The following is a 20,149-nucleotide window of genomic DNA, read 5'->3' on the forward strand; positions in this document are numbered from 1 at the left end:
GCGGACGAGGTACGCCGATGGCCGGATTGCACCACGTCGAGGTCTGGGTCGCCGACCTCGAGCAAGCCCTCGCAGAATGGGGATGGCTGCTCGACCGGGTCGGTTTCGAACGCCAGAGCGTGTGGTCCGGGGGCGAGACCTGGGCGGCGGGCCGAACCTATCTCGCGCTGACGACCTCGCCCACCCTCTCGGGATCGACGCACGATCGGCGCGCACCAGGGGTGAATCATCTCGCCTTCGCCGTGGACGGGCGCGACCGAGTGGATGCCATCATGGCCACTGCCGACGCCCACGGGTGGCGCCCGCTCTACCAGGACCGCTATCCGCACGCGGGCGGACCCGACCACTATGCGGGGTGGCTGGAGAACTCCGCGGGTTTCAAAGCCGAGGTCGTGGCCGAGGCGGCGTGAGGAGCGCTCTCGATCGGGCCGGTCGTCCGGAGTGACCTCCGTGTACGGGGCGACGGTGCCCGCGAGCGCCCCCTCTTCGCCGACTCGCGCGCGGTGAAATGCCCAAGAGGCGATGTCGGAACCCCTCGGTAGTGTCCGAGTATGGACGTCCCGGCACCCGCGCACGATCGGTCGCACCCGACCGACGCGTGGTCGGAGATGCCGTGGCCCGATGACGACGCGCTGCAATCTGACGCGGACTCGGCCTGGGCGATCGCGCTCGGTCTCGTCGACGAGAGCGTCGCCGGGGCCGACGACACGGTGCCCACGGATCCCGCCCTGATGCTGGAGCGTCTCGAAGACCGTGCGGCCGCACGGCACCGGGCCGCCGCCGCAGAGTACGACCTGATCCTCCGCGTGCTGCAGGACGCGCTCGACGACCCCGCGGTGTGGGTCGGTCCCGACCCGACTCTCGACGGCCTCTGGCACGACCCCCGGGGTCGCACGGTCGCCGCCGTCCGCCGCGATCGCCTCGACATGGCCGAGCGCGCCGCGGTGGCCGAGATCGCGGTCCGGCTCCGTCTGGCGGAGCAGACCGTGCGCACGCGGGCTGCGCACGCGACCGTGCTCCGCGAGCGATGCCCGCGAATATGGGCCGAGTTCGCCGAGGGCCGTGTGTCCGAGCGTCACGCCGTCGAGACCGCGCGGCTGGCCGCCACTCTCCCGGCGGATCGCGACTCATGGGTCGCGTTCGACACCGGCGCCCTCGACCGGGCACTGAGGCTCGCGCCCGCCCGGTTCGCCACCTCGGCGCGAACACTGCGGGAACGCGTACACGCCGAGTCCCTCGAGACGCGCCACGGTCGCGCCCACGGCGACCGGGGAGTCTGGATGACGGCCGAGCTCGACGGCATGGCCACGCTCACGGCCTTCCTTCCCGCCGACCGTGCCGCAGCGGCGATGACGCGGGTCGACCGCGCCGCGCGACACCTCGCGATTGCCGACGACGAGACGCGCACGCTCGCCCAACTCCGCGCCGATGCGTTCGCCGACCTCCTCACCGAGGCGCGACCGGCGGAAGCCGCAGCCGACCTCGAGACCGCGACAGCGGGATCGCAGGTCCGCGCGTCGAGCGCGGGCTCGGCTCCCGCCCGTCCGGGCATCGTCGTCACCGTCCCGGCTCTGACCCTGCTCGGCGCAGACGACGCGCCCGCGACCCTCGACGGATACGGCCCGATCGACCTCGAGACCGCCCGGCGGCTGGCGCGCGAAGCGACGTCGTGGATCCGCGTGCTCACCCACCCCGTGACGGGTGCGCCCGTCGCCCTCGACCGCACCACCTACCGGGTGCCCACGGCACTGCGCCGCTGGCTCGGGATCACGTCGCCGACGTGCGCCTTCCCCGGCTGCGCCCGCCCGACCCGGGAGTGCGACCTCGATCATCTGCACGCCTGGAGCGAGGGCGGCACGACCGACGACGACAACCTCGATCCCGAGTGTCGCCACCATCATCGCCTCCGACACGAAACCCGTTGGGCCGCCGGCCGCGACCCCGACACCGGCGGCCTGGCATGGACGACCCCGCTCGGCGCGCACATCGACCCCGACCCGCCGCCGTTCTAGCCCGGAACCGCGCCGAGCGGGCGAGCACACCGTCCGACAGGCATCCCGGACGATCGGCATCCCGGACGACCCGCAGCCCGGAACGACCCGCACCTCGGAACAACCGGCGGCGAGGACGAACGGCATCCAGGACGATCGGCATCCCGGACGACCCGCAGCCCGGAACGACCGGCATCCAGGACCACCCGAAGTCGGGGCGCCCCGCGCCCAGGACGACAGTCGTCTCGTGCGGCCGCACGCGGGAACCTCGTCGTCCCGTGAAACCGCATCCCGAACGACCAGCAGCCGGGGCGCCCCGCACCCAGGACGACCGTCGTCCCGTGCCGCCGCACGCGGGACGCCCCGCACCGAGAACGGCCCGCATCCCGGACTGCCTCCGCGGCGCCCGGTACGCTCCCCCCATGGACGTGCCGCCCGAGTCCTCGCCGCCCGGTTCACCGGCCTCGCGTGCCCCGGACGCCCCGGGCGCCTGGGCGCTGCGCCCCGCACGGCCCGCCGACGCCCCCGCGATCGCCCGCGTTCACGCGGCATCCTGGCGGGAGACGTACGGGAGGTTCGTCGACGACCCCGACACCAACCCGTGGTTCAGTGTCGACCGTCGCATCGCCGTGTGGGAGGCCACTCTGCGCGAGGCCGGAACGTCGACGATCGTCGCCGAAGGTCCCGAGGGAATCGTCGGGTTCGCGTCGACGACGCCGTCGACGGAATCGGATGCCGTCCGCCCCGAGGAACTCGCGATGCTCTACGTCCTTGAAAGCGCCCACGGATCGGGCGTCGGTCAAGCGCTCCTCCACGCGACTCTGGGTGACCGGCCCGCGTCCCTGTGGGTCGCCGCCGACAATCCCCGGGCGCACGCGTTCTACCGCCGCAACGGGTTCCGGCCCGACGGCGCGGAGTCATCGTTCGGGCCGATCCCCCGAACCGTGCGGCTGATCCGCTGAGCACCGGGCCGCCTCCCACCCGCTGACCCGTTCCGCCGAGGTGGCCCCCACCCCGCTCCGGCGATCCGATCCCGCTCTGCGGCACCCGCCCCGCTCCAGCGATCCGATCCCGCATCGAGGCACCCACCAGCGCCGACGTACCTGCGAGAATTCGTCGGTGACCGTCCGCATCGCCACCGTCCAAGCCGAGGCGACGCCCGGCGACATCGCGGCCAACCTGTCGAGCGCGGCGACGTGGATCGAACGCGCCGCCGAGCGGGGCGCGGACGTCGTCGTGTTCCCCGAGGCGTTCACCACCGGATACGACGAGTCCGCGTTCGCCGGCTCCCTCCCCTCCGCCGACGCTCCCGCGTGGCTCGCCCCCGTGCAGCGCGCCGTCGACGGCACCGGAGTGGTCGCGATCCTCAACACCGCCCTCGACCGCGGCGACCGCCGCACGCTGACCGACGTGATCGTCGTCCCGGGCGAGCCCCCGGTCATGGCGTACGACAAGCAGCACCTCTACGACAGCGAGCGCGCCGTCTTCACCGCCGGCGAGGGCGGATTCTCGTTCGTGGTGAATGACCTGCGTCTCGCGCTGTCGGTCTGCTACGACGCGAACTTCCCGGAGCACGCTGCCGCGGCCGCCGCCGCGGGTGCCGACGTCTACGTCAACAGTGGCGCGTACTTCCCGGGCGGCGCACACCGCCGCGACCTCCACTACGCCGCCCGCGCGCTCGACAACGGCATGTACGTCGTATTCAGCGGCCTCACGGGCGGGTCCCACGACTTCATCGGCGGTTCCGCGGTCTTCGACCCGCTCGGCCGCCGCGTCACCGGCGTGACCGCCGCGGCCCCCGGCGACACCCCCTCGACTTCCACCCCTTCGGAGGGCTTGGCGATCGCCGACCTGGATGCCGCGGTCGTCGCGGCCGCCCGCGAGCACCAGCGCATGTGGGCCGACCGCCGCGACGATCTCGGAGTCCCCCGCACGCTCGGCACCGTCGCCTCCGGGGCATCGGTGGACGCCTGAGGCGCGAGGCCTGCCACACGAGGCACGACGCCCGCCACGCGAGGCACGACGCCCGCCACCCGATGCGCAACGCCCCCCAGGCGACACGCGACGCCCGCCAGCCGAGGCACGCCGCCCACCCCCCGACGCGCAACGCCCACCACCGGAAGCGCCACCCCCGCTGCGGCACCTCCCGCGCGGGAGCGTCATCCGCCCCTCACCGCGCGATCAGCCGCGCCAGAGCCTCCTTGCCGCGCGGCCAGTCCCCCAGGCCGCTCGCGGAATTGAGGTGGCCGCCCGCGGAGACCGCCTCGAACGCGCTCCCCCACCGGCGTCCGAGCTCCCGGGCCACGTCGACGTCGCAGAACGGGTCGTCGACGCTGGCGACCAGGACGGTCGCGCTCGGCAGCGGGCGTGCGGACACTCCGAGGAAACTGGCCGTCACGACCGATCGGAAGGCACTGCCCGACGGGTCCGGCGGTGCGACGAGGAAAGCACGGAGTGGTCGCCGGGTGGTGGTGGCGAGCCATTCCGCGACGGCCCAGCATCCCAGGCTGTGCGCCACCAGAACGATGTCGTCGACCCGCGGGTCGAGGAGACCCACGCCGCGCTCGATCGCTTGGACCCAGTCGTCGAGCTCGGGCACCGACCACGAGTCCGGCTCGATCCGCACCGCCCGCTCTCCCCAGGCCTGCTCCCAGCGCGACTGCCAGTGCGCGTCATCCGACCCGTCGATCCCGGGCACCACGACATATCCGATCATCCTGCTCCTTCTCACTCCATCGCCGATCGGACGTTCCGCGAACGTCCCCGTGAACCATGATGAGGAGACCATCGGCCGCCGGCACGTCCGGCAAGCGTTCGCAAAGCGCGGAAAGGAGAACACGATGGAATCACTCGACCGCGTCGACCAGCGCATCCTCGCGCTGTTGCAAGAGGACGGGCGGTTGACGGGCGCCGAGATCGGCCGGCGGGTCGGCCTGTCCCAGCCCGCCGCCAGCGCCCGCATCCTGCGCATGGAGAGAGCCGGGATCATCGCCGGGTACCGCGCCGTCGTCGATCCCGCCGCGGTCGGGCTCAACATCCGTGCCGTCATCCGGCTGCGCACGACGCACGCGCAACTGAGCGCCGCGATGCACCTGGCGGCTCAGACGGCCGACGTCACCTCGACCCTCCGGGTCACGGGCGAGGACTGCCTGATCTTCGACGTCCACTGCGTCGACGCCGCGCGGCTGGAACGCGTGGTGGATTCCCTCGCGCGCTTCGGCCCCGTCACCACGGCGCTGGTGCTCCGCGAATACCCGTCCAAGCCGCTGACACCCGCCGCTTCCCCCGCCCCGTGACGCCCGCCTTTCGGATCGAGGCGGTGCCTCACGACGACCTCGGGCCCGACGAGCTGGTCGCCCTCGGCTCCCTCTTCGACGCCGAATACCTCGACGCGTTCGGGCCGTGGCATCCGGCACAGCCCTACGGCTATGCGGGTCACGACGTCCACGTCCTCGCGTGGGAAGGGTCTCGCCTCGTCGGTCACGTCGGCTGGGCGCGCCGCCGGGTCGACGTCGGCGGAACCGAGGTCGCCATCGCGGGGGTCGGCGGCGTCCTCGTCGCCGACCGCGCGCGCGGGCGGGGCCTCGGGCGCCGACTCCTGGGCGACTGCGCCGTGTCGATGAAAGGCGCCGGCGACATCGACTTCGGATTCCTCGGATGCCGCGAAAGCGTCGTCCCGTTCTACCGGGCGTGCGGATGGCATCGGATCTCCGCCCCCGAACGCTCCGTGGCGCGAGACGGCTCGACGGTGGTCGTCGAGCCCGGCCCGCCGCTCCTGATCCTGCCGCTGCGCACCCCCGCGGATGCCTGGCCGCCGGGCACCGTGGACCTCCGCGGCCGCGCCTGGTAGCCGACCCGTGAAATGACGGAAGCCCCCGTCCCGAGGGACGAGGGCTTCCGGCGAGAACCGCTGCGAATCAGCGCGAGCCGCCGAAGTTCTTGAATGACACCTAAGAGCGTTACTTCTCAGGCACTACCCGCCCCCGAGGCGGTCTCCTCCCCTGTGACCACCTCTCCCGCCCGGCCTCGAGCCGTTCTCTACGTCCGTCTCTCGAAGGAAGCCGCCACCTCGACCTCGATCGCCGGGCAGACCGACGACCTCGCCGTCATCGCGGAGCGCGCGGGCTGGGACGTCGTCGAGACCTTCACGGACAACGGCAAGTCAGGCGGCAAGGACCGCGAGAACGCGCAAGCCGCCTACGACCTGTGGGCGCGCGGAGACGCCGATATCCTCGCGGTCTACGCCTACGACCGATGGAGCCGCATGGGCATCAAGACCCTCGCCGCCCTCATCGAGGTAGTCGACGCTCGAGCCCGCACCGCTCACCCCGCGGTCTTCATGGCGGTCCGCGAGGGCATCGAGTCGACTCAACCGGACTGGCAACTCCGCGCGGCCTTCGCGGCCGACATGGCGAAGCGCGAGCGAGACCTCGTCTCCGCCCGTCAGATCGCCGCGCGGAGCCGCATGCGCCGCCAGGGACGCAACGCCGGGCACGGCATCCCGCCCTTCGGCTACCGGACCGGCCCGCATCCGACGCTCGCCGTGGGGCGCGGCCTCCACGTCATCCCCGAGGAGGCCGACGTCATCCGGGAACTCGCGGAGCGCCTCATCGCGGGTGAGTCGACCGTGAAGCTGGCCGAGGAGCTTACGGTCCGCGGGGTCGCGAAGGCTCGCTCCGCGGCGCGGGCCGCCCGCCTCGCCGGCCTACCCGAGGAGGGCCTCGATCGGGGCAAGTGGATTAGCTCGCACATGCGGACCCTCATGACCTCCGACCACCTTCTCGGGCGGGTATCCCACAACGGCGCGCCCGTCTTCGGCGAGGACGGGCAGCCTCTCGCCCCCTTCGAGCCGATCCTCTCGCTCGAGACGGTCCTCGCGATCCGCGCGCGCTTCGACGCGACCGCCCGCGGAGAGGTCAAGCGTCGCGCCGCGGGCCTCCTCTCGAAGATCGCCTATTGCTCGGGGTGCGGGCACCGCCTCTACCCCCGGCGGACGTCCGTCAGCGAGCGGAACCCGGAGGGCCACGTCAACTACGGATGCTCCTCTCAGGGCATGGGCATTACCTGTCCCCGCAAGACGTACATGTCCGCGCGGAAGCTCGACGCCGAGGTGACCGCTCGCTACCTCGCCGCTCGCGGGGATGCCCCTGAGACGCGCTACGTCCGCCGTGTGGACGACCAGGGGGCCGGGGCGGAGCTCGCGGACGTGGAGGCCCGCCTCAAGGAGCTAGCGGGGCGTCTGGCGGCGGCCGACGAGGAGGAAGAGGCCGACGCCCTGACCGCCTCGATGCTCGCGCTGAAAGCCCGCCGTCGCGCCCTCCGCGAAGTCGCCCCGACCGTCGTCGAGGACGTCGTCTTCACGGGACGCACCTACCGCGAGGCGTGGGAGGCCGCACGGGACGACGACGAACGGCGGCGCATGCTTCTCGTGGTCATCGACCACGTCGTCGTTAACCCCGTCGGGTCGCCGGAGCGCGTCTCGATCTACTGGAACGACTACGACACGTCCACCTGAACAACGCCGGAGAGGGCCGGGCGGCCCCTCGAGGTGCCCGCGTCCGACTCGAGGGTGACGGAATGACGAAACGAACGTCATTTCCTATTCCTCTCTTGAGTGTGTCTCTCTCTCAAGCAAGGAATAAGGAATGACGTTTCAAACCGTCATTTCGTCATCTTCGTCGATCCCTGGGCATCCGCACCCACCGAGGCGGTCTTCTCCACGTCCCTCGCACACGCGCCGGGCACGCCCCTGCCACGGAGACCACCATGACCACGCACACCCCTACCCTCCGCGAGGCCGCCGCCCGGCTCCGCGACGCCAGCGGCCCCGCCGCAGCATCCCTCGCCCGCATCCTCGTCGATCCCGACGAGACGCTCGCAGCCACCGATCTCGTCGACGACGCCATCGGGGCGATGCTGCGCCTCAAGCACTCGCCCGCCGTCACCGACCTCCTCTCGCTCGCCTTTGGCGAAGCCGGAGAGCTTGCCGAGCGCGCCCGCGAGCGCCAGCCCGACCGCGCAGCCTTGAGCTTCGCCGGCCACCGCCTCGCACGCCTCCTCGACGCCATCGACGCCGTCATCGTCGACCTCGACAAGTGACCGGTACACCCGTCGCTATCGTCCCCCCGTCGTGCCGTGTGTGCGGAGACGCCATCCGCTACTCCGGGCGCGGGCGCATCCCCGCGACGTGCTCTCCGGCGCACCGCCGCGAAGCACGCGCCAAGGACGCTCGGGCGCGGCGCTCCGGTCCCGCGACCCCGCCCGCGGCGGCCCCGGTCCTAGCGCTCGACTCCACGGATACCTTCCGGCGCATCCGCGCGCGGCTCGCAGGGGGAGGCCTCACGAGCAGCTCGGAGGTAGCCAGGCTCTCGCTCGAGGAGCGCTCCGCGCTCGCTGATCTCCTCAACGCCGAATCGAACCCCCTGACCTACGCCGGCGACCGCCTCGCGGGCTTCGCCATGCCCTCCGACTTCAACTCCTCCAACCCCGAGGAGGGCACGCCGAGCCTCGGCGAGCTTGGCCTCACCCGCGTCAGCGTCGACCGCGACGGGCGCACCCTCTGGGAGTCTGACGCCGCCCTTCACCGCCGTAAGAGCTACGCCGACCAGGACGTCGCGCTCATCCGCGAGGAGTGCCTCCGCGAGGCCCTCCGAGACGCCTTCGCGGACGCCCGCTCCATCGGCTCCAACGCGCCAGCGGCGGAGAGCTTCGAACTCGCCCGTGAGGCTGCAACCCGCCGCGCCGAGCGCATCCTTGCCATGTTCGCCGCGTAGCCGAAACAGGCAGCAACTTCGATAGGTAGAGGGACTGCACGCGCGCGCCACGCAGCCTCCTCAACCCGTTTTCTCCGGCGACACGCCGGAGTCTTTCCGTGGCAGGAAAGACACCACGACGGCCCCCAGCCCACTCCCAGCGCGGAGTGAGCGCGGGGGCCGTTCCTCGGCCCAAGGAGCACCCGTGACCCACCCCACCCCAGACCCACGCCCCGGACGCATCGCCGCCGCTCTCGGCACCCGGCGCGTCTACGCTCGCGGCCTCCTCGCTCTCGACTACGAGACGCGCAATGCACTTCTTGCCGAGGTCACCCGTGTCGACTCCCACTCGGTCCTTGCATGGCTCCGCACGCAGCCCACCGTGGCCGCCGCATAGCTCCCACCGACAACCGCCTCCGGTCTTTGCTGAGTCCTCCGAGGCGGCTCCCATGTCGCGCTTCGGCGCGTAGCTCGTCCGACCGCACCGCGCCTAGCTAGCGCACCCGGTATCCCGAGCACCTCCTCTCCCTGTTCGCGACGTGGAGAGCCTCTCTCAGCGCCGCTCCGGCGTATCCCGGCCTCCTCGTGGCCACTCTCGTCGTCCTTCGTGCGCCAGGCGCGCGCGTAGGGCCTCGAGACCTTCCCCCGACCCCTACGGCAGGCCCTAGGCGTCGCCCACCGCGAGACGCGGCTCCCCTCAATTCACTCCGGCGCGCACGCGCCGCACCTACCTAGGAGCCCCTCATGGCTTACAACCAGTACACCGCCGAAGAAATCGGCATCGTCGCAGTCAAGGGCGCGGACAAGGGCCTCGTCCTCGGTCAGAACGTCGCCCGCTACACCGACGCGGACTTCCTGCCCGGCCACGGCGGCAAGGCGTACCTCCGCATTCCCGGAGCCGTCACCGCGCGCTCGCGCACCCTCCGCGACGAGACGACGGCCGTGATCTTTGACAAGATCAGCGAGAATCGCGTCTCCGTCGACCTGACCACGCACCTTATCTCCGCCGTCGCCATCGGAGACGCCGAGCTCACGCTCGATATCCGCGACTTCACGGCACAGGTGCTCAAGCCGCAGGTCACTGCCGTCGTGGACGGCATCGAGACCGTCATCGCCGACATCGACGCGACCGACGCCACGGCCGGCTACGACGAGGCAAAGCCCGCCGCACTCTTCACCAAGGGCCGCCGCGCGCTTCGCACTCGGGGCGTCGACGTCGCAAACGAGGCCCTCGTGGCCTACGTCGGCGGCAACATCGTCGACGCTCTCCTCGACTCGGGCGCGCTCGACTTCGCACGAACCGGCGACGCCGACGCGCTCCGCAAGGGCTCCCTCGGCCGTATCGCGGGCTTCTCGTGCGTCGAGTCGGGCCGCATCGGAGCCGACGAGGTGGTCTTCGCGACCAAGTCGGGTATCTACCTCGCGACCAAGACGCCGAAGGTACCCGAGGGCGCCTCGTTCGGCGCGTCCGTGAGCGACTCGGGCATCGCGCTCCGTTACCTCCGCGACTACGACGCGGCGCGCCTGACTGACCGAAGCATCGTCTCCACCTTCGTCGGCGCGGGTATCTCGCCGCTCTACGACGTCACGCGCAACCAGACGACAGGGGCGGCCACCGTCGCCGAGGTCGAAGGTGGCGCGGTCGTCAAGCTCGCCACGACGTAACCCGCCACCGCTCGAGGCCGCCGGCCCGCTCACACGACGCGGGCGGCCTCGCCCCCTCACTTCGCCCCCACCACCGATAGGCACCTCATGACCTCCGACGCCCGCCGCGCCGCTTACCTTGCCGCTGTCGCCCGTGAGGATGCCTCCGGCACCTTCGCCAGCACTGACCCCGACCTCCTCCTCGACCTCGGCGCGGGCCTCGCTGTACAGGCCTTCGAGGGCCAATATGGAGCCGCCGTCGCGCAGGCCGTGAACGGCTACGGCATCCCCCGCGAAGCCCTCGACCTCCTCGCCGCCGCGTACCTCGCCGAGGTCGCGCCTGTCATGGCCGCCGCGATCCTCGCGCAACCGAACGAGGGCAGCGCCAAGGCCATCCGTGGATGGCTCCGTCGTAGCGGCTACCGACGCGTGTGAGCTTCCCGCCGGCTCTCGCCTCCCTCGAGTCTCGCCTCGGTGTCACCATCGACTCCGACGTCGGCCGTGAGCGCGCCCGCAGCGCCATCGACGACGCGGTCACCCTCGTCCTGGCGGAAGTCTCTGAGCGCACCGCCGTCCTCTGGGAGGCCGGCGCTGCACCCGCCGTCGCCGAACTCGTCGCCCTCACGGCAGCGCGCCGAGGCTACGAGAACCCCCGAGGCATTCACTCCGAGACCCTCTGCGAGCACACCGTCGGCCTCTCGGAGTCGACAGGCGTCTACCTCACCAACCGTGAGGTAGCGCAGATCGTTCGCGCGGCCAGAGGACGCCGGGCGTTCGTCGGCTCCGTCCGCACGCCATCGGCGTACGGGCCTGAGCGCGACGGACTATGACCCGCGCGACGCTCCCGCCCTATTCTCCGACATCCCCCGTCATCGAAGCGGGCGTCGGAGTGCTCGCGGCCTGTGTGTGCAGGCGCGGCGAGAGCACGCAGGGACTCTTTCACCCCGTGGCGTGAGCATCCGGCGACGGGAACCGCGCGGGGTGAGCACACGGCTGACTTGGTCCTCGGCGTGGTGTGCTCGTCCGCCCGCCGAAGATCCTGGCGGGCGGACGGCTCAAACTCACAGCCCCGCGATAGCTGAACTGCGTTATATTTGGGAGTGCCCCCGGTGAGATTCGAACTCACGGCCTTCTCTTAGTAATGGATATGCTCTTCCACTGAGCTACGGGGGCTTTGGGTTATCACCCATGCCCCCGCCGTGTTGCAGCACGACGGGGGCAAACCATTTAGGAGTCGGCGTCCTCATCGCGAAGCGGATGGCTCCGAACGAAGCGGCCAGTTCCGTTAGAACGCACCACGTTCCCCTTCGAGTCCCGCATGGGGGCGCCGAGAACTCGGCCGTCATTCGCGATGATTCGCGTGCCTTCATTCGGCGCACTGCTGGCCTTTGCCGCCCTACTCGGACTCGGACGATACGCGAACCTGTTCTGATCATCGCGAACGACGTTTGCCCCGGGCTCCTCGGCGAGACGTCGCAGTGCCATGTCGTAAGCCGCGACTCCCGACCGCACCTCGGGATTGATCAGCCCCTCCTGCTCGATCCATTCGTAGATCGAACGAACGGTCATGAGGCGGCCGGGGTGCTTCCGAAGCGCCTCCAGCACGGCCTCGCGCGGCCGTACCTCGCTGCCATCGGCGGCACCGTTCCACGCGTTGTAGGCCGACGGCGACGAGGGGACAGCAACGCCGCGATCTTCAAGCAGGCCCGACAGCCCGGAGACAACCTGCTCGAGATGCGTGACCCGCGTGCGCGCCTGCTCGAGCTCATTACGCGTCTCGAGCAGAAGCCGCCGTGCTGCTTCAGTATCCATGTCTCCTCCTTCGCTAGTTACCAACGTATTGCACAACAGTTGGGACCAACGTTGTGTTCGCTACAAGCGAACTTTTCAACAGGTTCACCCTGAAGGTGAATCCCGGCCCCAACACAAGAGGACAACCTCGAGGCGCTGTGCCGATGGCACCATGCCCGCAAGAGCGCGGGCGAAGGAGTCGCAGCACGTCGCCCACGCCCGCGCCAGGCCCGCGAGCCCGAGGCGCATCCCGGTCTCCTCCCCGCGTGACCTCGAGGGCCGGGGTGGGGAGGGTCTCCCCCCTGCCCCCTCGCTAGAAGCCCGGTGAGGCATAGCGTCTCCCTGCCTATGCGCATGGCCCCCGTTTTTGCCGCGACGTCCGAACCGCCCTAGGAGGTGCCATGACCGACGCAACCGCCCCCAAACCGCGCTCCTCGTGGCGAACCTCCGCCAAGCGGACCTTCACGGAGACCGTCGAGGCACAGCCGACGCTCAACTCCGCGACCCTCGCGGGCCTTTACGCCGCATGCGACCTCATCGACGCGGCCGACACCATGCAACGCACCGTCGACGCCGAGGGCGTCATCGCCACGGGCTCGCAGGGCCAGCCTGTCGCGCATCCCCTCATCGCCGAGGTCCGTCACTACCGCCGCGAGGCCGTCGCCCTCCTACGGGCGCTGGGGCTCACGGCGCAGTCAGCCTCTCAGGCCGCCGCTTCCGCCCTCGCTAACAAACGTTGGCAGGACCGAGCCGCCCTCGGCGGCAACGTCACCCCGATCACCGGAGTCCGCAAGTCCGCACGCGACCGCTACCGCGACGCCGACGTCCCCGAGCAAGCCGCCGCGTCGGGAGACCCCGCTCCCTTCTAGGCCCTGGAGGGGCGTTGCTTGCCGTTTGGGTCTACGAGGAAGTCTTCGACGGAGTCCAGAACAGTTCATCCAACTCGCAGACGCCCATCTGCCGCAAAGGCCTCCCCCTCGCATGTCTCGCGCCAGACCAACCCCAGACCAAGGCCCCCGCCTCTCTCACCGGAGCGGGGGCCTTTCGTTTTTTATCGGAGGTTCGGCATCGGTATCGGCTGGTAGCGCTCGTCCCATCGCGGGTCAAAATGCTCGACGTCACCGAGGTCGAGTCTCGGCAAGAAGTCCGACGAAACGAGCCCGCTGCGGAGGTTCCAGAGTCGCACGGCCTCGTCAAGGACACGGCCCGCTATCAACTGCCAGGTGCCAAATAGCTCTCGCGGGACGGATAGGACTAGGAAGCCATCCTCGTCCGTTTCCTGGGGCGCTCCGCTGAGACTGCTGGCCTCATGCAGTGCCCATCGCCGAGCGTGAGTTAATCCCGAGGAAAGCGACCACATCAGGGGAAGGTCAACGCCAAGCTCCAATGATCCGAGCGCCTCCTCGGCGCTGAAGCGGCGATCGATCGCGCCACCGCTGATCCCGACGCGCTGCGCGAGCGATTGTATTAGGCGCTTATTTGCCTGACGCTCCGACGCGTTACCGCGTCGGTACTTCCATTCATCATACTTTTCCTGTGTCTTGAGTCTCAGAAACCGGGTGAGCCGCTCCTGTCGATCATCCGGGGTGAGTAGCCACGCCGCAGTACCGGCGGTTTCCAGCGCAGCCCGCGAGAGCGGAGGCGTCGCGGACTGCGGAGCCCAGACCGCGTGCATTTCCACGGCGGCGCTCAACTGGTAGGCCGCCGTCTGCATTAGCAACTGGATGGTCGGAGTGTGAGCGACGTCACTTCCGAGACTGTCCTCCCCGAGAAGCGCTCCGTCACCCCAAAGATCGCTGCGAGGCCGTATGCGGCCTTTCGTAGCGTCCCGGATGGCCACCGTGATCTCACTCACCCACACCGCGTAGGGGTGGTGGCGCTGCGCGTTGTCCATCTCCGGATAGTAGCGATCAGATCAACGCCTCGAGCAGCGTTCCGGCAAGCGCCCGCCCTTGTGAGGCAAGAGCGGGCAAGCACCCATACTCCGCATCTCAACCTCCACGACCGCCACCCCCGTCAACTCATCCAACTCAGGAACATCTTGCGCCGCTTCGCCGACAGCATTTGGAGCCCGTGGCCCCGCCCTCGCCGCCTCCACGGTCCGCTCCGCAATCCTGCCGATCAATGGCTTCGGACGGCTCCTCTGGCATTCTTAGCGCGACCAAAGCGAGGCGCGGCGGCTGAGCGCGGAGCGTGGCTCCCCGGCTGCACGTTTGACGAGTTCAATGCCGCCACAGGGCGACCAAGTCGGCGCTCTGCCACGCGCAACGCGCTCGTGTGGGCAATTGCCGCTCGTCGGCGTCGGACTCTTGGGTGGCGCAGCGGCCAGCGTCCCGTCGCCTTACCTCTGACACGCACGACAGAGGCCCCCAGATCGAATCTGAGGGCCTCATAATGGCCGCGGTAGGCTCCGGAGCTGCGACCCGTCCGAGCCTGTGTCAGGCCGCCACAGCGTGCCCGGCGAGCTGCTCGTCGACCATCCGCAAGAGCGGTGCGACGTCGTTGCGCCCGAGCCCGCCAAGAGCCGGGCCGACCAAGGTGAGGTCTACGAGCCCGTCTGCACCTTCCGCCATGAGTACCGCCTCGACCGCGTCGGCGAGCGTGACGGCCTCGACCGACTCGCACTCCTCGGCAGCCTTCCGCAGCCTCGAGGCCCACGCCCATCCCACCGACTCGACCGCCGCGTCATGCGCGTTCACGCGCTCCGCCAAGGCCCTTGCCGCGTCCATCATGATTCCCCCTTCGGCATCTGCAGACGCCCTCGACGAGGAGCAAATCACATATCGCTTATGCGAGCAAACTCCAGATCAGAGGGTAGAACTCCTTGCGCAAAGGGCCCTACGCTACTCGTCTGAACACGCAAGGAGCCCCCCGACCTATTCAGATCGGAGGGCTCTTGAACTTGCGTGACGCCTTTAGCGTCCGCCAAAGTTCTTGAAGCGCTGGTTGAACTTCTCGACGCGACCGGCCGAGTCCATGATGCGCTGCTTGCCCGTGTAGAAGGGGTGCGAAGCCGACGAGATCTCCACGTCGATGACGGGGTACTCGACACCGTCGAGCTCGATCGTCTTGTCGCTCGACACCGTCGAACGGGTGAGGAAGGTCTCGCCCGAGCCGAGGTCGCGGAACACGACAGCCTTGTACGTGGGGTGGATGTCAGTCTTCATGGGAAGTCCTTTGAGAAGTGGTGCCCTGGATTCTGCCAGGACGGTCAAAGTCTGCGGCGCCGGAGGCACCAAAGGACGAGTCTACCAGGCCTGCGGCCCGCGCACGACGCTCGTCGTGCGGCCGTCAGGAGGCGCGGGCCGCGTAGCGACCGGCATCCTGGCTCAGGGTGATCTCGACCCCGAACGTGGCGGTCAGATTCTCGGCCGTGAGCGCCTCGGAGAGCGGCCCGGATGCCACGACCTCCCCGTCCCGCAGCAGGAGGACGTGCGTGAACCCGACGGGGATCTCCTCGACGTGGTGCGTGACCATGATCATCGCCGGCGTGGTCGGAGCCTGCGCGTAGCCGGAGAGGAGGGCGAGGAGCTCTTCGCGGGCACCGAGGTCGAGGCTCGCGGTGGGCTCGTCGAGCAGCAGCAGCTCGGGGTCGGTCATGACGGCCCGGGCGATCTGCACACGCTTCTGCTCGCCGTCCGACAGCGTTCCGAACGTGCGGTCGGCGAGGTGGTCGAGGCGCCACTCCGCGAGGACGCGCAGCGCGCGGCGCTCGTCGATGTCGTCGTACTGCTCGCGCCAGCGACCGGTCACCGAGTACGCGGCGGTCAGGACGACGTCGAGCACCGTCTCCTCCGGCGGCACGCGGCGCGCCATCGCCGAGGAGGCGAAACCGATGCGCGGGCGCAGCTCGAACACGTCGGTACGCCCCAGACGCTCGCCGAGGATCGTCACCGAGCCCGAGGTGGGGTGGATGAGCGTGTCGGCCAGCTGCAGGACCGTGGTCTTGCCGGCGCCGTTCGGGCCCAGCACCACCCAGCGTTGATCGTCGGTGACGGTCCAGTCGAGGTGGGACACGATGTCCCGGGCGTTCCGGCGGACGACGACGTCGGAGAACTCCAGAACCTGCGGCATGCCTCCAGCCTAACGGCCTCACCGCACCGGTAACGGCGCGCCACCCCGGCCTGGGGAAGGGACCCTTACTTCCCCGCGACCTCCGCGTACAGCGCCGCGGTGGTCTGGGCGATCGCGGCCCAGCTGAAGTCCTCGATCGCGCGTCGGCGTCCTGCCTCGCCGTACTCGGCCGCGCGCGCGGCATCCGTCACCACTTCGGTGAGCACGCGGGCGAGATCGTCGACGAAACGCTCCGGGTCGACGGGAGTGCCGGTACCGTCCTGCAGCTGCTCGATCGGCACGAGGCGGCCGGTGACGCCGTCCACGACGACCTCGGGGATGCCCCCGGTCGCCGTGCCGACGACCGCCGCGCCGCAGGCCATGGCCTCGAGGTTGACGATGCCGAGGGGCTCGTACACCGACGGGCAGACGAACGTCGTGGCCGCGGTGAGGATCGCGCACAGCTCGTGGCGGGGCAGCAGCCGATCGATCCACACGACGCCCTCGCGGGTGGCCTGGAGACCGCGGACGAGTTCCTCGACCTCGGCGAGGATCTGCGGGGTGTCCGGGGCGCCCGCGCAGAGCACCAGCTGGACGTCGGGCGGCAGCTGCTCGGCCGCGCGCAGCAGGTACGGCAGCCCCTTCTGACGGGTGATGCGCCCCACGAACACCACCGAGGGCCGCGCGGCGTCGATGCCGACGGAGGCGAGGAATTCGTCATCCGAGACGGGATGCCAGGCCTCGGTGTCGATGCCGTTGTAGATGACGCGCACCTTGTCGGGGTCGAGCGCGGGGTAGCTGCGCAGGATGTCCTGGCGCATCCCCTCGCTCACCGCGACCACCGCGGCAGCCCCCTCGTAGGCGGTCTTCTCGATGTAGCTCGACACGGCGTAGCCGCCGCCGAGCTGTTCGGCCTTCCACGGCCGCAGCGGTTCGAGGCTGTGGGCGGTGACGACGTGCGGGATGCCGTGGAGAAGGGATGCCAGGTGCCCGGCGAAGTTCGCGTACCACGTGTGGGAGTGCACGACGTCCGCGCCGGCGACGTCGGACACGATCTCGAGGTCGGTCCCGAGGGTCTGGATCGCCCCGTTCGCGGCAGCCAGTTCGGTCGGCACCGCGTACGACGTCGTGTCGGGTTCGTCGCGCGGCGCACCGAAGGCCCGCACCTGCACCTCGGTGCCTTCCGCCCGCAGCGCACGGACCAGCTCGGTCGCATGGACACCCGCTCCCCCGTAGATCTCCGGCGGGTACTCCTTGGTCACGACGTCGACGCGCATGAGACGAACCGTAGCGCAGCGAAACCCCTGCCGCGCGTCTGTTCCCGGGATCGCGCGCGCCCCCTAGTGTGGTGCCATGCCTGCAGCGCCGAAGGTCTTCGGAATCATCCTCGCCGGCGGCGAGGGAAAGCGACTCATGCCCCTCACGGCGGATCGAGCCAAACCCGCCGTCCCCTTCGGAGGCCAGTACCGTCTCATCGACTTCGCGATCTCGAATCTCATCAATTCGGGCCTGAGACAGCTCGTCGTCTTGACGCAGTACAAGTCGCACAGCCTCGACCGGCACATCTCCCAGACGTGGCGCATGTCGCCGATGCTCGGTTCGTACGTGGCATCCGTCCCCGCCCAGCAGCGCCTCGGCAAGCGATGGTTCTCGGGGTCGGCCGACGCCATCCTGCAGTCGATGAACCTCATCCGCGACGAGAAGCCCGACATCGTCGTCGTCATCGGCGCCGACCACGTGTACCGCATGGACTTCAAGCAGATGCTCGACGCGCACATCGCCTCCGACGCGCGGGCGACGATCGCCGGCATCCGCCAGCCCATCGCACTGGCGAACCAGTTCGGCGTCATCGACACCGACCCCTCCGACCCGACGATGATCCGCGAGTTCCTCGAGAAGCCGCAGAACCCCACGGGTCTCGCCGACGCGCCGCACGAGGTGCTCGCCTCGATGGGCAACTACATCTTCGACGCCGACGCGCTCGTCGAGGCCGTCACGCACGACGGCGAGCTGCCGACCTCCGCGCACGACATGGGCGGCGACATCGTGCCCTACTTCGTCAACCGCGGCGAGGCGGCGGTGTACGACTTCCAGCGCAACGACGTCCCCGGGTCGACGTCCCGCGACCGCTCGTACTGGCGCGACGTGGGCACGATCGAGTCGTTCTACGACGCCCACATGGATCTGATCTCGACGCTGCCCATCTTCAACCTCTACAACGACGACTGGCCGATTTTCTCGCAGACCTTCAACGCTCCCCCGGCGAAGTTCGTGCGCGACTCGGTGGGCCGCATCGGCAACGCGATCGACTCGATCGTGTCCCTCGGGTCGGTGCTGTCGGGGACGCACCTCGAGCGGAGCGTCGTCGGACCGTGGGCGCTCGCGGGCGGCGGATCGACGATCACCGACTCGGTCCTCTTCGACGGCGTGCAGGTCGGCGCGGGAGCACGCATCCACCGCGCGATCCTCGACAAGAACGTGACCCTGGCGCCCGGCGCGACGATCGGCGTCGACCGCGAACGCGACCTCGCGCGCGGCTTCACCGTGACCGAGACCGGTATCACCGTGGTCGGCAAGGACGTCCGCGTCGACGTCTGATCCCGGATGCCAAAAGGGGCGGTGACCGCGATGGTCACCGCCCCTTCCGCGTCCCTGGAGGATCAGACGCCGACGCGCGCGAACGCGTCGCGGCTGATGCCTTGCGAGAGCACGAGCTTGGACCACTCGCGCGCGGTGTGCAGGCTGTGGTCGCGGTAGTTGCCGCAGCTGAACGCGTCGGTGCCCGGAACGTCCTCCCACTCCACGTCCTCGGCGATCGCGCGGAGAGAGTCGGAGACGGCGGCCACGACGTCGCCGAGGTCGGGCTCTCCCCACATGATCAGGTGGAAGCCGGTGCGGCATCCGAACGGCGAGATGTCGATCACGCCGTCGATCCGGTCGCGCAGGAGGCTCGCGAGGAGGTGTTCGATCGTGTGGATCCCGGCGGTCGGGATCTCCCCCTCGTTGGGCTGCACGAGGCGCACGTCGAAGTTCGAGATGACGTCTCCGCGTGGGCCCGACTCCGTGCCGATCAGGCGGATGTAGGGGGCGAGAACGGCGGTGTGGTCGAGCGTGAAGCTCTCGACGTCGGCCATCGGGTGATCCTTTCAACGGCGGGCACGTGTCCTCCGAGACTACGCGCGGCCGCTCCGACCGGCGCCGCGTGGGTCACCGCGTGACGCGCTAGGGTCGAGGCCGTGCCTGCGCCCGCCCGTTTCCTCGTCGTCCTGGATGCCGATTCCACCCTCATCCGCAACGAAGTCATCGAGCTCCTCGCCGACGAAGCCGGCCGCGGAGCCGAGGTGGCCGCGGCCACAGAGGCCGCGATGCGCGGCGAGGTCGACTTCGCCGACAGCCTCCGGTCCCGTGTCGCCGCGCTCGCCGGGGTCCCGATCGAGGCGTTCGCCCGCGCGATCGCGCGGATCGAACCGACACCCGGGGTGCGCACGCTCATCGACGCGGTCCACGCCCGCGGCGGGCTGGTCGGCGTGGTCTCCGGCGGGTTCCACGAGGTGCTCGACACCGTCGCGCCCGACCTCGGCGTCGACGTGTGGCGCGCCAACCGCCTCGGCGTCGCCGACGGCGCGCTGACCGGAGAGGTGGACGGTCCGATCGTGGATGCCGCCGCCAAGGCCGACACCCTGCGCGAGTGGGCCGCGGCGCACGGCGTGCCGTCGCACCTCACGTTCGCGATCGGCGACGGCGCCAACGACCTCCGCATGATGGAGGCCGCCGGCCTCGGCCTCGCGTTCAACGCCAAGCCCGCCGTCCGCGCCGCGGCCGACCTCGTGATCGGCCCCGTGGATCTGGCCGCGGTGGTGCCGCTCCTCCCACGCTGACGTCCCCTCCGCGATGTCGGTGGCCCGGCCTACAGTGACG

24 protein-coding genes and 1 tRNA gene are annotated in these 20,149 nt (G+C 70.1%); 16 read left to right on the plus strand and 9 right to left on the minus strand.

The features are described 5' to 3' along the window. Positions 1-17 precede the first annotated feature (17 nt). From QM517_RS05240 to QM517_RS05255, 4 genes are all read left to right on the plus strand, one after another. The gene (locus tag QM517_RS05240) at positions 18-410 is read left to right on the plus strand and encodes a VOC family protein (RefSeq protein WP_303655438.1); all 393 of its coding nucleotides are present in this window, start codon (positions 18-20) and stop codon (positions 408-410) included. Positions 411-551: 141 nt separating this feature from the next. Then, positions 552-2,012 (plus strand): HNH endonuclease signature motif containing protein, encoded by a 1,461-nt coding sequence (locus tag QM517_RS05245; RefSeq protein ID WP_283285669.1) that lies wholly within the window; start codon positions 552-554, stop codon positions 2,010-2,012. A 401-nt stretch (positions 2,013-2,413) separates the two neighbouring features. After that, entirely contained in the window at positions 2,414-2,953 is a 540-nt protein-coding gene (locus QM517_RS05250; RefSeq protein ID WP_283285672.1) for a GNAT family N-acetyltransferase, read from the plus strand. 157 nt (positions 2,954-3,110) lie between these two features. Beyond that, on the plus strand, positions 3,111-3,965 hold the full coding sequence (locus QM517_RS05255; protein ID WP_283285673.1) for a carbon-nitrogen hydrolase family protein: 855 nt from the start codon (positions 3,111-3,113) through the stop codon (positions 3,963-3,965). Positions 3,966-4,161: 196 nt separating this feature from the next. On the opposite strand, the gene QM517_RS05260 is transcribed toward QM517_RS05255, so the two are convergent. Further along, positions 4,162-4,707, minus strand: a complete 546-nt coding sequence (locus QM517_RS05260) for an RBBP9/YdeN family alpha/beta hydrolase (protein WP_283285674.1) — start codon at positions 4,705-4,707, stop codon at positions 4,162-4,164. Positions 4,708-4,831: 124 nt separating this feature from the next. Between QM517_RS05260 and QM517_RS05265 the strand changes: the two genes are divergently transcribed. The 9 genes from QM517_RS05265 (at position 4,832) to QM517_RS05305 (ending at position 11,217) form a co-directional block, all read left to right on the plus strand. Next, positions 4,832-5,287 carry an Lrp/AsnC family transcriptional regulator gene (locus QM517_RS05265; protein ID WP_077050022.1) on the plus strand — a complete coding sequence of 152 codons (456 nt, stop codon included), beginning with the start codon at positions 4,832-4,834 and terminating at the stop codon, positions 5,285-5,287. 23 nt (positions 5,288-5,310) lie between these two features. Further along, the gene (locus QM517_RS05270) at positions 5,311-5,841 is read left to right on the plus strand and encodes a GNAT family N-acetyltransferase (protein ID WP_283285677.1); all 531 of its coding nucleotides are present in this window, start codon (positions 5,311-5,313) and stop codon (positions 5,839-5,841) included. Positions 5,842-5,994: 153 nt separating this feature from the next. Next, positions 5,995-7,506 carry a recombinase family protein gene (locus QM517_RS05275; RefSeq protein ID WP_283285679.1) on the plus strand — a complete coding sequence of 504 codons (1,512 nt, stop codon included), beginning with the start codon at positions 5,995-5,997 and terminating at the stop codon, positions 7,504-7,506. Between the two features lie 251 nt (positions 7,507-7,757). Further along, a complete protein-coding gene (locus QM517_RS05280; protein WP_283285682.1) occupies positions 7,758-8,090 on the plus strand; it encodes a hypothetical protein in 333 nt (110 codons plus the stop codon). Next, positions 8,087-8,764 (plus strand): hypothetical protein, encoded by a 678-nt coding sequence (locus tag QM517_RS05285; RefSeq protein WP_283285683.1) that lies wholly within the window; start codon positions 8,087-8,089, stop codon positions 8,762-8,764. Before QM517_RS05280 ends, QM517_RS05285 begins: the two co-directional genes overlap by 4 nt. Before the next feature lie 184 nt (positions 8,765-8,948). Further along, positions 8,949-9,140 carry a hypothetical protein gene (locus tag QM517_RS05290; RefSeq protein WP_283285684.1) on the plus strand — a complete coding sequence of 64 codons (192 nt, stop codon included), beginning with the start codon at positions 8,949-8,951 and terminating at the stop codon, positions 9,138-9,140. 347 nt (positions 9,141-9,487) lie between these two features. Then, positions 9,488-10,408: a P22 phage major capsid protein family protein gene (locus QM517_RS05295; protein WP_283285685.1), complete on the plus strand. Its 921-nt coding sequence runs from the start codon at positions 9,488-9,490 to the stop codon at positions 10,406-10,408. An 87-nt stretch (positions 10,409-10,495) separates the two neighbouring features. After that, positions 10,496-10,822, plus strand: coding sequence for a hypothetical protein (locus QM517_RS05300; protein ID WP_283285686.1), 327 nt, complete (start codon positions 10,496-10,498; stop codon positions 10,820-10,822). Next, a complete protein-coding gene (locus QM517_RS05305) occupies positions 10,819-11,217 on the plus strand; it encodes a hypothetical protein (protein WP_283285687.1) in 399 nt (132 codons plus the stop codon). Before QM517_RS05300 ends, QM517_RS05305 begins: the two co-directional genes overlap by 4 nt. Before the next feature lie 271 nt (positions 11,218-11,488). Here QM517_RS05305 and QM517_RS05310 read toward each other — a convergent pair. Together QM517_RS05310 and QM517_RS05315 are read right to left on the minus strand one after the other, a co-directional pair. Then, positions 11,489-11,560, minus strand: a tRNA-OTHER gene (locus QM517_RS05310). Between the two features lie 54 nt (positions 11,561-11,614). Further along, positions 11,615-12,199 (minus strand): hypothetical protein, encoded by a 585-nt coding sequence (locus QM517_RS05315; RefSeq protein WP_283285688.1) that lies wholly within the window; start codon positions 12,197-12,199, stop codon positions 11,615-11,617. Positions 12,200-12,579: 380 nt separating this feature from the next. Here QM517_RS05315 and QM517_RS05320 point away from each other — a divergent pair, with 380 nt between their 5' ends. Next, the gene (locus QM517_RS05320) at positions 12,580-13,047 is read left to right on the plus strand and encodes a P27 family phage terminase small subunit (protein ID WP_283285689.1); all 468 of its coding nucleotides are present in this window, start codon (positions 12,580-12,582) and stop codon (positions 13,045-13,047) included. Between the two features lie 182 nt (positions 13,048-13,229). On the opposite strand, the gene QM517_RS05325 is transcribed toward QM517_RS05320, so the two are convergent. From QM517_RS05325 to glgA, 5 genes are all read right to left on the minus strand, one after another. After that, the gene (locus QM517_RS05325; protein WP_283285691.1) at positions 13,230-14,072 is read right to left on the minus strand and encodes a hypothetical protein; all 843 of its coding nucleotides are present in this window, start codon (positions 14,070-14,072) and stop codon (positions 13,230-13,232) included. Between the two features lie 544 nt (positions 14,073-14,616). Further along, positions 14,617-14,910 carry a hypothetical protein gene (locus tag QM517_RS05330; protein WP_283285692.1) on the minus strand — a complete coding sequence of 98 codons (294 nt, stop codon included), beginning with the start codon at positions 14,908-14,910 and terminating at the stop codon, positions 14,617-14,619. Between the two features lie 183 nt (positions 14,911-15,093). Continuing rightward, complete coding sequence (locus tag QM517_RS05335; RefSeq protein WP_283285693.1) at positions 15,094-15,345, minus strand: type B 50S ribosomal protein L31; 252 nt, start codon at positions 15,343-15,345, stop codon at positions 15,094-15,096. 124 nt (positions 15,346-15,469) lie between these two features. Then, the gene (locus QM517_RS05340; RefSeq protein ID WP_077050020.1) at positions 15,470-16,252 is read right to left on the minus strand and encodes an ABC transporter ATP-binding protein; all 783 of its coding nucleotides are present in this window, start codon (positions 16,250-16,252) and stop codon (positions 15,470-15,472) included. A 65-nt stretch (positions 16,253-16,317) separates the two neighbouring features. Continuing rightward, on the minus strand, positions 16,318-17,508 hold the full coding sequence (gene glgA / locus QM517_RS05345; RefSeq protein ID WP_077050019.1) for a glycogen synthase: 1,191 nt from the start codon (positions 17,506-17,508) through the stop codon (positions 16,318-16,320). A 76-nt stretch (positions 17,509-17,584) separates the two neighbouring features. Between glgA and glgC the strand changes: the two genes are divergently transcribed. Continuing rightward, positions 17,585-18,829 carry a glucose-1-phosphate adenylyltransferase gene (glgC, locus tag QM517_RS05350; protein WP_077050018.1) on the plus strand — a complete coding sequence of 415 codons (1,245 nt, stop codon included), beginning with the start codon at positions 17,585-17,587 and terminating at the stop codon, positions 18,827-18,829. 62 nt (positions 18,830-18,891) lie between these two features. On the opposite strand, the gene QM517_RS05355 is transcribed toward glgC, so the two are convergent. Then, positions 18,892-19,365, minus strand: coding sequence for an S-ribosylhomocysteine lyase (locus QM517_RS05355; protein ID WP_077050017.1), 474 nt, complete (start codon positions 19,363-19,365; stop codon positions 18,892-18,894). Positions 19,366-19,467: 102 nt separating this feature from the next. Between QM517_RS05355 and serB the strand changes: the two genes are divergently transcribed. Beyond that, positions 19,468-20,109, plus strand: a complete 642-nt coding sequence (serB, locus tag QM517_RS05360) for a phosphoserine phosphatase SerB (RefSeq protein WP_077050016.1) — start codon at positions 19,468-19,470, stop codon at positions 20,107-20,109. The last annotated feature ends 40 nt before the right edge of the window (positions 20,110-20,149 follow it).

This window comes from Microbacterium sp. IEGM 1404, assembly GCF_030056775.1.
Taxonomy (GTDB): domain Bacteria; phylum Actinomycetota; class Actinomycetes; order Actinomycetales; family Microbacteriaceae; genus Microbacterium.